The following is a 12,217-nucleotide window of genomic DNA, read 5'->3' as shown; positions in this document are numbered from 1 at the left end:
AAGCAATGCAACGCTCCTATAAAAATTTTTCACATACAAGGGAAGTGAGCGCTATCCGTAAACTTCACAGGAATAGTTTAGCCGCTTATGAGGCATTCCCTGCTTGCTCAACAGGCCGGCACCTGGCAATTAAAAACCCATCTGGCTCCGCCGCCGCGGGGGCGGGCATAAACGATACCCGAATGAAATATGTAATACTGAAATGTACGATAGTACTACTGGCGCTGTCAATAGTTTCATGCTCTAAATATTTTGACCAGGTTCCGCAGGACCGATTGTCAACAGATAAAATATTTGAGACAAGATCCGGAGCCCTGGGCTACCTGGCAAATGTGTACACATATATACCAGACGAATTTAATCAAAGGCAGGTACATGAAACGGCGCTTTACAGAACGCCTGGTCCCTGGACGGCAGCCAGCGATGAAACAGAGTACGTATTGTCCGATAATAAGGCGAAACTGATCAACAATAATACGCTCGATGCTACGGACGGAACTATGGTTAAATTCCGTTGGAAAAGCTGGTTTACGGGCATCCAGCAGGCAGGAGCATTCATCTCTAATATAGATAAGGCTCCGGCAGACCAGGTGAGTGCATCAGAAAAAACGCAATGGAAAGCAGAAGCTAAAGCAATGCGTGCCATATATTACTTTTATCTTGTACGCACCTACGGCCCTGTGCCTATATTGAAAGAGAATTATACACAGGATACGCCTACCGATGAATTACAGTTGCCACGGAGCACTGTAGACGAGTGTTTTAATTATATTGTTGCACAATTAAAAGAAGCGCAAAACGAGGGCCTTTTGGATAATGCAGCTACTGATGCTGTTTCGGGGCTGGGGCGCATCGATAAAGCCATCGCGCAGGCTTTCATTATAGAAGCGCTTACCTTCAGGGTAAGCTGGTTATTTAACGGGGAATGCAGCTATTATGCAGGTTTGGCAAATAACGATGGGCAGAAATTGTTTCCCGAAACGCCCGGTGCAGCAACTATTAGAAGTAACTGGCAAAAAGTGGCTGATGAATGTGCTGCGTTTTTAAGCACCTATGGAACCAGGTATAAATTAATGTATACCAATAAAAGCGGAACTGCTGTGGGCAGTGCTGATGATGCGGGCTTTGACCCATATGAATCGTACAGAAGAGGAGTGCGCACACTGCGAAGCGAGATAGCCAACAATACAGAAATGATCTTCTATCGTATTGATAATTCTGCTGGTACGATGGAATATGACCGCATGCCCAACGATCGCCGCATAAGCGACGGCAACTATAAAGGAGGAAGTTTACTTGGCGCCACGCAGGAGCAGGTAGATGCGTATTTTATGAGTAATGGCATATCCCCGATCACGGGTTATAAAGCTAACGGGATCACACCTTCCATTGACGAGACTTCGGGATATGTAGAAGACGGGGTCAGCAAATCTGATTATACTTCGGCAACCGGGCAAGTATATGCACCGGCAGGGACGCGTATGATGTATGTGAACCGGGAGCCCAGGTTCTATGCGGATATTACTTTCACCGGGCAGAAATGGTTTGCAGGCACAAACGGCGGAAATATCACTGATTTTACATACAGCGGCGCCTGTGGTAAATTGTACGGGGTGAACGACTATAGCAGCACGGGATATCTTGTGCGCAAACATATGGGAGCGGGCGATCGTAATCAAAGCCTGGTATGCATCTTACTGCGCCTGCCCAACATCTACTTGAATTATATGGAAGCGCTTTGCCATATTGATCCTGCGAGCGCCGAACTATGGAAATATATGAACGCCATCCGTAAACGTGCCGGCATACCTATGTACGGAGAGGGCGCGAATGCATTGCCCCGCCCTTCCGATGCCAGCAGCGTAATGGAATTAATACGCAAAGAAAAAAGGGTAGAATTAGGCTTTGAAAATACACGCTATTTTGATGTGCGCCGTTGGGGCCTCGCCACTGAGTTTTTTAATAAGGCCGTACATGGTATGAACATAAATGCCGATGGCAACGACTTTTTTGTTCGGTCAAAAGTAATTGACAGAAGCTTTAATCGCCAGTATTTTTTCCCTATTCCGCAAGGTGAAATAGATATTGATAAAAATTTAATTCAGAACACAGGGTATTAATTAAAAAGAAATATACATGAAGAATTATATAACCGCCACATTTCTTATTACCAGCGCTGTTTATACCAGTGCATGCAATAAATCTGATAATAAAGCATATGTCCTTGACTACGATATTGTGTCGCCTTATACAAATGCGGATACCTGGGTAGCCTATGATGCTTTCAATCAAAATCTGTTTGATACGAAAACGCATATTTACAAAGTAAATACAGATACAAAAGACGGGGCCGGTACTAAAGCTACCGTAGGTGCCATATGGACGCAGGCTATATACTGGGATATGGCTATGAATGCGTATAACAGGGCCGGCCAGGAAAAAAATACAGAAAGGCAGGTAAAATATAAGACCCTGGTAGACCAGATATACCAGGGCGCTAACGATCACTACGTAAACTTTAACTGGCACAACCAGGATCCGCAAAACGGATGGTTTATATATGATGATATTATGTGGTGGACCATTTCTTTTTCCCGGGCGTATGGTATTTTCAAAGACCCCAAATACCTTTCTCTTGCTGATGAAAGTTTTTGTCGTGTCTGGCATGGTTCGTATAGTCTGAAAGACAGAGGCTCTTATGATAAAGAAAATGGTGGTATGTTCTGGAACTGGAACAACAGTAATCCGCCGGATAACAGCGACAACGGTAAAATGTCCTGTATCAATTTCCCTACAGTAATAGCGGCCATAACGCTTTACAATAATATTGATCCTTCAGATGCGCTGCACAAAACCGATGATAAAACCGGTTTTAACGGTAACCCCAATTATCCCAGGTGGCATAGCCGTGATACGTACCTGCAAAATGCAAAGGAAATTTATGAGTGGGGTGTAAAAAATCTTTTCGATAAAACCACGGGTAATGTAGCTGACAGCCGCCACGGAAACGGCGTTAACTGGAACGCGACCATGTACAACCAGGGTACATTTATAGGGGCTTCCTGTTTATTGTATAAACTTACGGGTGGGCAGGAATATTTGGATAATGCCGTAGCTGCTGCCAATTATGCAATGAATATAATGTCTGCGCCACTTTATATTTTCCCCTACAGAGACGGGGAGGAGCAGGGAATTTATACAGCCATCTTTGCGCAGTATATGAATATGCTGGTATATGATTGCGGCCAGACACAGTTTCTTAAATGGGTAACACGTACAATAGATTACGGATGGAGCCGCAGGAACGATCGTAACCTTACTGGAAAAGAATATACAAAAACGCCTTCATCCAATGTTTCGTGTTATGATGCTTCGGGTATTCCTGCACTCATGTTGTTATTTCCCGCAGATAAATAATTAAAATCGTACAACAAATGAACAAAATAATCAATTTATTTTTATGTGTCTGCTGTACATTAGTGCTGGTACAATTCACATCATGTTCCGAGGAAAAGCACCGGTTTATGGAAACGGTTGGGATCCAGGACAAATACATAACCGATCTGGATGGACTGATAGCTTCGATAAATCAGCTAGCCGAAAGTTCTGATTACGGGGCAAGGAAAGGGCAATATCCTGCTGAGAGCCGCGCCATTCTTACGGATGCTGTCAGCAATGCCAATCGTTATGTATTGCTGATAAGGTACCAGAACCCTTCACCTTCAGAAAGCGAAAAGCAGCGTTATGTTTCCGTGATCAATGGTGCCATTGAAAAGTTTAAAAACAGTATCCGTACAGAAGATGCTGAAACGATCCCCGCAGAATTATTCGTAGATGGAAAAACCACCCAATCTTATATAAATTTTGGAAGAAGTAAAGATTATACAGTATTTGGAACCAATGGTAACCAGTCATTCACCGTAGAATTTTGGGTAAAGATCAAAGAGCGTGGTCCGTATGATAATAGTATTTTCATGTGCACCTATTTTTCAACCTCTCAATGGCGCAATGGCTGGATGATGTACTGGCGCAATGCTAATAATGGCATTTATCGTGTTACATGGGCTGGTATTCTTTCCGATAACAGCCGCCGTGGATTATGGGAACCCTCTTTCCCAGCTCCACAGGATGGTGTATGGCAACATTTCGCTTTTGTTTATAATGATAAAGGACTTGACGGTAACTCCGCGTTAAGAGCAAAGCTTTACCTGAACGGGACGGTTGTTGCCACACAAAACAACAGTAATGCCGGCGAGATATATAACTCTTCAGAATATGATAATTATGATAAACCGATGACAGCATTTTGCCGCTGGGTAAACAATGAAAAAATGGAAGAGGGCTTTTCCGGTTACATGAAAAAAATCAGGATATGGAAAGAAGCTAAAGGGGATACTTATATCCATGCATCATCTAAAGAAGAAACGGAAATTATCGGCAAGGAAAATAATCTGGTTGCCGCATGGGACTTTACGTCAAAGCCTTCGGGGGCCGACAATACCGTTTTAGATTTGACGGGAAAGCATGAAGCAAAAATTATAGGAACCTATAAATGGGAACAAACTCAGTAATTCACTTCAAGCGTATTATTAAAATGAGAAAGACAATATATTATACTCTTAGATCCGCCCGGCTGCTGAAACTGGTCGGACTTATACTGGCGCTATATACAATAACTGGGTGCTCCAATAACAAAGAGGATTTATTTATTACGGATACAAACCTGGGTATTTTGCAAACCAATAAAAGTAACCTGGAAACCTTGCTTGCCAGTTCAACCTACGGAACGGCTCCTGGAACGTATCCTGAAGAAAGTAAGGCCATACTCACAGCTGCCATTTCAAAGCTTGAAACAACAATCAGTGGGTTGAAATCAGGTGGTAGTATAACTAATAATGAACTGGAACTACAGGTTGCTGCCGTAAACCAGGCGATTGACGGGTTTAAAAACAGCAGGCTGTATAACCTGTCTCCCCAGGCACAGCAATTTATCACGAACCTGAAGGCAAAGGCCCAGGAATATGCTGCCATCCTGAACGACGCCGCTAAATGGGGTAATCACAAAGGGCAATACCCCGTTGAAAGTAAAGAGATCTTGCAGAATGCCATTACCTCTTTATATAATTTTGCCGAAAATATTCTATCCGGCGCTGTATCGAATGTAACACAGGCTTTGTATGACGATGCCATACAATCTGCGGCAGAAGCCATGCAAAAAGTGGAAGACACAAGATGGCAGGAAGACCACGTTACCTGGAACCTGTTTGTGGATGGCAATAACGGTGGGTATATTGACTTTGGTTACAAGGAAGATTTTGTACGTTTTGGCCCAGATAACCACCAGAACTTTACCATCGAGCTTTGGGTGAATATAAAAGAATTCTGCAACAAACCCGGTGAAGACAACAGCACATTTCTGGCTTCGTTTGTTGAATCCCCACGCAGTGGATGGCGCGTTCAATACCGTAAGGTGAACAATGGGAACGAGCATTGGCTCAGAGGCTCGATGGCGCACTGGCAGAACGAAGGGCCCAAAGACCCTGAATGGTGGGAACCGAGGGCTATTGTCAGCAATCCCAAAGATAAATGGACCCATTTTGCTTTCGCTGTGGCGGATGACGGTGTGCCGGGATTCAGTCCTCCGCAGGAACATACAAAATCGTGCGTATTCGTCAATGGTTCCCAAACGGGTGAAGTAATCCGGGTAGGCGAGCCCTGGCGTACCTATATAGAAGACGGCTCGGTGGATCAGCAAATGCCGATGACTGCATTCTGCCGTTTAGGCTCCGATAAGATAACCCGTCATGAATATTTCTCCGGCTATATCAAATACATACGTATATGGAAAGGTGTCAGGAGCCAGGATGATATCCGTGCTTCGGCGTTAGGCAATCACCAGGTTGATCCGGATGATCCGAATTTGGTGGCTGCATGGGATTTTGAAACCCTGGGTAATAAACCGGAAGGCACAGCAATCAGAGACCTGACGGGCAGGCATACAGCTACGCTGAAGGGTACTTTTAAATGGCTGGAATCATCCGGGATACCGCAATAGGATACCTGCTTTATTCATGATTTAGCTTATTGGAAGATTGGCGCTCATTGCTGCTTTTGACAGTAGTGGTGAGTGCTTTGCTATATGGTAACAGGTCTGGAATTGTGCTCATTTTCAGATGATTAAGGTGTATATCGGGCAAAGTTTCGTAGGTTTAAAGGCTCATAATTTGATATAGTAACGATTGGCCGATCGAAAGAGCAATAACCTGCTTTTCAGCAAATTGGCCTGTTGAATTACGAGGGGGATCCGAACTTTTCCCGATTTCGTAAAATTTTTTTCCCGATGCGGCATTATAAAATACCAGGTGAATGCAATTTTTGCCGGAAATTTTTTTATGTCTTGCGATTTTCAATCTCTCTATTGCGGTGAAGATGGTTATGTGGTACGCTGCAGACAGTGCGGTCATTACCAGGTAGCTTTTATATCTACCATGCTTACTTTTAGCGAAGCCGATTTTTATGTTTTTTGCAAACAGGCAAAAGATAAAGCGTTGCAGTCATACGACCATGTTAACCCCGATTCAAAAATCATTATGATTGCCACACCTTCACAGGATGTGTATTTAATACTTACGCCTTCCGAGCTGCTGCGGTTATACAGGGCGCTTGAAGAAGCCGATAGCGAGATAAAGGCCCAGGAATTGTTGTGCCTTTTTAAGCAGGCATAAAAAACAGGAGCGCAACCGCTCCTGTTATATAAGCTCATCCCTAAAGTATTAAATTACTTAGCAGCTTCTTCTTTTTTGGCAGCCAGCTTTTTCTTTACCTCGGGAGAAATTGCAGGGCGGCTTTTACCAAAAGACCCTTTAAAACGTTTTCCCTTTGCGGTTTTTTTATCGCCTCTTCCCATAGTTTGAAATTTAAAATTTTTGCAAATGTAATTGGGATTTCGCACACAAACAAGCTTTTATTGTGGCCTGCCGCGCGCGGGAGCTATTGAGGAAAAGGAATATTTAAAAGCTTTTCTGCGTTTTATTGTGCTGCCGCCGCTGCCTCGCTGACGTTTTTCCAGGTTCTCCCATTAATAACATTTTGAAAACCATTTCTTTCCAGTATGCTTTTCGCCTGGCTGCTCCTTGCCCCGCTTCTGCAAAAAGTAATAATGTGTTTTTTACCTTTGAACTTGCCAAGTTGCTTTTCGATCTGATCCACTGAAATGTTCACTGCGCCTTTTACACTGCCTGATGTAAATTCACCCGGAGTGCGCACGTCTACTAAAAAAGCGCCTTCTTTGAGGGCATTACTTAATTGATTATTATCAGCTGTGGCGAATAAGTTTTTGAATAGTCCGAACATGGGTATAATGATGATTTGAAGTATTAAAATATTTTACTTTGGCATACATAATCTGTTCTGGTTACATCGGTTTTAGCGATGGCATTAAAACCTCCTTCTACTTCAGTGAAGTTTCTATACCCTCTTGCCTGTAAAATGCTGGCAGCTATCATACTGCGGTAGCCTCCCGCGCAATGAAGGTAAAAGTGTTCCTTCGGGTTGATTTCTTTTATCCAGTCGTTGATGTAGGCCAGCGGTTTGCTGTAAGCCCCTTCAACATGCTCAGCGGTGTATTCGCTTTCTTTTCGAACGTCAATGATCCTGCTTTTCCCTGTTTTTACCTCCCTTGCAAATTGTGTGGCACTGATACGTTCTACAAGATCAATCTCTTTCCCGGCTTTCCGCCAGGCTTCAAAGCCGCCCTGTAAGTGGCCCACAACATTGTCGAAGCCTACACGGCTTAGCCTTGTAATGGCTTCTTCTTCGCTTCCAACCCCGGTAACTAATAAAACAGGCTGTTTCACATCAATGATCAATGCGCCTACCCAGGGCGCAAAATCACCGGCCAGTCCGATATTTATAGATTGGGGGATAAAGCCCTTACAAAAATCTGCATGGTCTCTTGTATCTAAGATCAATGCGCCTGTGGCTTCTGCGGCGGACTCGAATGCTTCCGCAGGAAGCGCTTTCATTCCATGGCTTAATACGTCATCAAAGCTTTCGTACCCTTTTTTATTCATAGCCACATTCATCCCAAAATAGGCAGGTGGTGGCAGCAAACCATCTGTAACGGCTTTTATAAAAGCCGCCTTATCCGGCTGGTTCAGGGCATAGTTTATCTTTTTCTGATTACCGAGGCTATCCACTGTTTCTTTCATCATATTTTTTCCACAGGCCGATCCTGCGCCATGGGCAGGATATATGGTAATGTGATCGGGCAACGGCAGCACTTTATTGTAAAGACTGTCGTATAGTAATCCGGCTAATGCTTCCTGGGTTAAATTAGCCGCTTTCTGGGCCAGGTCGGGCCTGCCTACATCTCCCAGGAAGAGCGTGTCGCCGCTGAATAATGCTGTTTCTTTCCCTGTTTCGTCTATGAGCAAAAAGCAGGAGCTTTCCATGGTATGCCCTGGCGTATGTATTACTTTGATTTTTACGTTGCCTATTTCAAATACCTGGTTGTCTTTGGCTACAACCGCCTCAAACTCAGGGCTGGCCGTAGGCCCGTAAACGATAAGCGCACCTGTTTTCTTAGCCAGGTCTATATGACCACTTACAAAATCTGCGTGAAAGTGAGTTTCGAAAATATAGGTAAGCCTTGCATTATCTTTTGCCAGCCTGTCGAGGTAAGGTTGTGTTTCCCGTAAAGGATCAATAATGGCAGCTTCGCCGTTTGATGTAATGTAATAGGCCCCCTGGGCCAGGCATCCTGTATAGATTTGTTCTACTGTCATTGCTGTATGATTTTGATTCAATGATACAAAGTTGAAGAAAGGTTTTTAATATTACGGTTACTTTAGTTACATAAGCGTGATCTTATTTCTGCCAAGTTTTACCACTTTGCTTTCTTCCAGTTGTTTTAACAACCTGGAAACCACCACGCGCGCGGTTCCCAGCTCATTAGCCAGCTGCTCATGTGTGATCTGAACTGTTTTCAATTGAGTCAGCTCGGCTTTTTTTTGTAACAGGGCCAATAATCGCTCATCTACTTTTTTGAAGGCTATTGCGTTTATAATTTCCAGCAGCTCTTCGAAGCGTTTGTGGTATAGCCTGAAAATATAATCGAGGAACTGGGGGTATTCTTTAATAAAGAGCGATACTTTTTCGATAGGCAGGAACAGGATTTCAGCGGCTTCTTCAACTTCGGCTTTTACTTTACTGGTTTCGTTATGCAGGCCGCCGAGGAAAGACATAATGCAGCTTTCGCCTGCTTTGATATAATAAAGCAAGATCTCCTTCCCGTCATCTTCGGTACGAACTACTTTTAATGTACCCCGCATTACTATGGGAATGGAGCGTATATACGAATGCTTATTAAGTATGATGCGCCCCGCTGCGTAATTTTTTTGGATGCTGTGCCGGTACAGCTTTTCGATAAGCTCCGGTGATGATCTGAACTCGGCTATTTGATGCAAATCTTCCATAGGGCAAAGGTAAATATTTGGAACAGAGCCGGGGGGTGATTGGAGGTGCTGAGGGCACGGAGAAGGTATCCACCTTACGGAATTTAGTATTCCTGGCATACAATACTCCAGCCTGATACCTGAATCTGCCAGGTTAAATTTGTGCGTGCGCTCTTATCCTTATTCTAAAGTATGTTAAAAGCACTTCCAATTATTAATCAGTGCTAACGGAATACGAACTGGTATAGAAAGCATAAAAAATGCCCGGCTTTTTGCCAGGCATTAAAGCGTTTGATTTGTAACTGTTAGATTTTAGAAGAAAGCTCTTTACCAGCTTTAAAGCGGGCCACTTTTTTAGCTTTAATTTTAATAACAGCGCCTGTTTGAGGGTTGCGGCCATTACGCGCAGCCCTTTTGGTAACAGAAAAAGTACCAAAACCAACCAAAGTTACTTTATCACCTTTTTTCAAAGTTTTAGTTACAGCTTCTACAAATGAGTCTAAAGCGGCGTTCGCCTGTGTTTTTGTGATTGCAGCATCTTTGGCAAGCTTTTCAATCAATTCTGCTTTGTTCATAGTTAAATTTTTAATGAGTTTTATTTCGTTGACAAATTTAGAGGCTTTTAAATCATACCAGCAAAATATTTTGTTATAATTGTGCTTTTGCAAATCGCCTGTAATACAGATGTGGCAAGCGTTTTCAAAAAAATGCACCATTGGCTTTAAAGATATTTTAATGGCTTGCCGGCTGAAACCCTTTACTGTACAGGGTTTGAGAGCCGACTGGCTGAAATGCAGTGCTGTAAAGGATTTCAGAGTAATATAGCATTTTTTTTGGATCCGCGAGCAGAAAAAAATAATTTATGCACATTCAATTCACAACCTGCATAACTGTTCTGAATGCAATGAATTGGTTCCCCCATTTGTCCAGAACCTCCTGTCGCAGCCCGGCAGAAAAGCGGGCCCGATAGCGTTCATAATCGGTTTCATTGGCTGCATGGTACTGTATAGCATAGGTAGGTCCTTCATCCTCATCTATCTCTTTAAGCCTTAATATGGTAGCTTTAAAGAAGCATCCGGTACCCAAAACTGCCGGAATATGATGCTCCTGCATCCATTTCAACCATTCTTTATGAATATTGTGGGACACTTTGCTGGTTACGTTATATATAAGGGTGGTTTCGGGGTGCATTACAGATCGAGTTTAAGATAAACAGGGCAATGATCGCTATGCTTTACATCAGGATATATTTCAGCATCTGCCACCCTGTTTTTCAACGGGTCAGTAACGGTAATATAGTCAATGCGCCAGCCTTTGTTATTGAGGCGAACGCTGGGAAAGCGCTGGCTCCACCAGCTGTACCGATGTGCCTCATTAGGATGCACCAGGCGGAATGTATCATTATATCCTTGTGCAAGAAACTTATCCATCCAGGCCCTTTCTTCAGGTAGAAAGCCCGATGACTTTTTATTCCCTTTCGGGTCGTGAATGTCTGCTTCTGTATGCGCAATATTATAATCACCACAGATAACCAGTTTTGGATATTTCTTTTTCTGGTCGTTCAAATATACCAGGAACTCATCCAGCCACATATACTTAAAAGCCTGTCTCACATCGCCGCTGGTACCCGAAGGAAAATACGCATTGATCAGGCGTATATCGCCAAAATCAAGCTGTATAACGCGGCCTTCATCATCGCTTACCTGGTGGCCGGTGCCGTACACTACGTTATCCGGTTTGATCCTGGTAAAAACGGCTACACCGCTGTATCCTTTTTTTTGAGCAGAAAACCAGTAGCTTTCATAGCCCAGCTCTTCAAAAAGCGCACAGTCGATATTTTCCTTTTCGGCCTTGGTTTCCTGCAGGCAAACAATATCGGCAGGATCGGTTTGCAGCCAATCCAATAAACCTTTTTTAATGGCGGCGCGTATGCCGTTTACGTTATAGCTGATGATGCGCATGCGGGATATTTATTTTGCGGCAAAAATAAGGTGCAAAATGAACTTGGGGATGTTTAAATTTCCCGGTGCCACTTTAGTATGATGGGGTAGCAATCATCCACCGGCCGTGCGCCTGTTGTTATATTGCAGCCCTGCGCCGGAATCTGAATAGCCGGTTGCGGTTCATAAAAAATGTTTATCTTGTTTGCATTTGAAGCGGTTGTAAGCTAGTTCCATCAACCATTTTAAAGATTAACCGGAAGTTTAAGAATGACAACAAAAAAAATAGTGCGGATCGTGATGTGGATAATGGCCGGAGGAATCGCTCTTTTTATTTTTTTTCTTTATGCCACCATCAAAACCAAATCTACCAGTCTTAGCAGTTACGCTCCTTTCAAAGAATGGATCGGGGAAACAGTAACGCTGAACCGGGAAACCGTACTGTGTAAGGAGAAAGACTACCTGAACGTAAACAGTAACTATCCTTACACGCTGTTAGATAGTCTGCACCCCGACTGGCAAAAGGTGGAGCAGCATCATCCTGATATAGAGCCGGTCATGGTTTTCCCTGCTGGTACAAAGCTTCATATAGAAAAAGCGGTTCAATATACCAATGGAGTTTCGGGCAGCTCTTATCCCACGATGTTTGGTACCATCAGCGAAAATGGCCGGGAATACAGGATCAGCTACCGGTGGGGCGAGCGTAACCTGGCCCTCTATTTTGACCGTACCAAAGAGTGCTGGTATTTTCATCAGGCGCCATGGCAGTCCAAAACAGATACTGCCTTTTACTATTTGCCCGTGGCAGAATGGTGGTAACAA

13 protein-coding genes are annotated in these 12,217 nt (G+C 43.6%); 6 read left to right on the top strand and 7 right to left on the bottom strand.

The window, feature by feature from the left end:
* The first annotated feature begins 5 nt into the window (after positions 1-5).
* The 5 genes from ACYVBM_RS02225 to ACYVBM_RS02205 all read left to right on the top strand — a co-directional run bounded on the left by ACYVBM_RS02225 (position 6) and on the right by ACYVBM_RS02205 (position 6,725).
* The gene (locus ACYVBM_RS02225) at positions 6-2,120 is read left to right on the top strand and encodes a RagB/SusD family nutrient uptake outer membrane protein (protein WP_460683980.1); all 2,115 of its coding nucleotides are present in this window, start codon (positions 6-8) and stop codon (positions 2,118-2,120) included.
* 16 nt (positions 2,121-2,136) lie between these two features.
* The gene (locus ACYVBM_RS02220; protein ID WP_460683979.1) at positions 2,137-3,417 is read left to right on the top strand and encodes a glycoside hydrolase family 76 protein; all 1,281 of its coding nucleotides are present in this window, start codon (positions 2,137-2,139) and stop codon (positions 3,415-3,417) included.
* Positions 3,418-3,434: 17 nt separating this feature from the next.
* Positions 3,435-4,571 (top strand): DUF4972 domain-containing protein, encoded by a 1,137-nt coding sequence (locus ACYVBM_RS02215; RefSeq protein ID WP_460683978.1) that lies wholly within the window; start codon positions 3,435-3,437, stop codon positions 4,569-4,571.
* Positions 4,572-4,594: 23 nt separating this feature from the next.
* Entirely contained in the window at positions 4,595-6,055 is a 1,461-nt protein-coding gene (locus ACYVBM_RS02210) for a DUF4972 domain-containing protein (protein ID WP_460683977.1), read from the top strand.
* 337 nt (positions 6,056-6,392) lie between these two features.
* Entirely contained in the window at positions 6,393-6,725 is a 333-nt protein-coding gene (locus ACYVBM_RS02205; protein ID WP_460683976.1) for a DUF6686 family protein, read from the top strand.
* Positions 6,726-6,778: 53 nt separating this feature from the next.
* Here the strand turns inward: ACYVBM_RS02205 and ACYVBM_RS02200 are convergent, their stop codons facing one another.
* The 7 genes from ACYVBM_RS02200 to ACYVBM_RS02170 form a co-directional block, all read right to left on the bottom strand.
* Complete coding sequence (locus tag ACYVBM_RS02200) at positions 6,779-6,907, bottom strand: 30S ribosomal protein THX (RefSeq protein WP_240832763.1); 129 nt, start codon at positions 6,905-6,907, stop codon at positions 6,779-6,781.
* Positions 6,908-7,029: 122 nt separating this feature from the next.
* Positions 7,030-7,353, bottom strand: coding sequence for a rhodanese-like domain-containing protein (locus ACYVBM_RS02195; protein ID WP_460683975.1), 324 nt, complete (start codon positions 7,351-7,353; stop codon positions 7,030-7,032).
* Between the two features lie 23 nt (positions 7,354-7,376).
* On the bottom strand, positions 7,377-8,786 hold the full coding sequence (locus ACYVBM_RS02190) for an MBL fold metallo-hydrolase (protein ID WP_460683974.1): 1,410 nt from the start codon (positions 8,784-8,786) through the stop codon (positions 7,377-7,379).
* Between the two features lie 66 nt (positions 8,787-8,852).
* The gene (locus ACYVBM_RS02185; RefSeq protein ID WP_460683973.1) at positions 8,853-9,476 is read right to left on the bottom strand and encodes a Crp/Fnr family transcriptional regulator; all 624 of its coding nucleotides are present in this window, start codon (positions 9,474-9,476) and stop codon (positions 8,853-8,855) included.
* 284 nt (positions 9,477-9,760) lie between these two features.
* Positions 9,761-10,171, bottom strand: a complete 411-nt coding sequence (locus tag ACYVBM_RS02180; protein WP_460683972.1) for an HU family DNA-binding protein — start codon at positions 10,169-10,171, stop codon at positions 9,761-9,763.
* A 154-nt stretch (positions 10,172-10,325) separates the two neighbouring features.
* The gene (locus ACYVBM_RS02175; protein WP_460683971.1) at positions 10,326-10,646 is read right to left on the bottom strand and encodes a DUF4286 family protein; all 321 of its coding nucleotides are present in this window, start codon (positions 10,644-10,646) and stop codon (positions 10,326-10,328) included.
* The gene (locus ACYVBM_RS02170; protein WP_460683970.1) at positions 10,646-11,416 is read right to left on the bottom strand and encodes an exodeoxyribonuclease III; all 771 of its coding nucleotides are present in this window, start codon (positions 11,414-11,416) and stop codon (positions 10,646-10,648) included. Before ACYVBM_RS02170 ends, ACYVBM_RS02175 begins: the two co-directional genes overlap by 1 nt.
* 249 nt (positions 11,417-11,665) lie before the next feature.
* Between ACYVBM_RS02170 and ACYVBM_RS02165 the strand changes: the two genes are divergently transcribed.
* Entirely contained in the window at positions 11,666-12,214 is a 549-nt protein-coding gene (locus tag ACYVBM_RS02165; RefSeq protein ID WP_460683969.1) for a hypothetical protein, read from the top strand.
* Positions 12,215-12,217: the final 3 nt, after the last annotated feature.

This window comes from Niabella aquatica (assembly GCF_054779315.1).
This window is presented reverse-complemented; position numbering and strand designations above follow the sequence as displayed.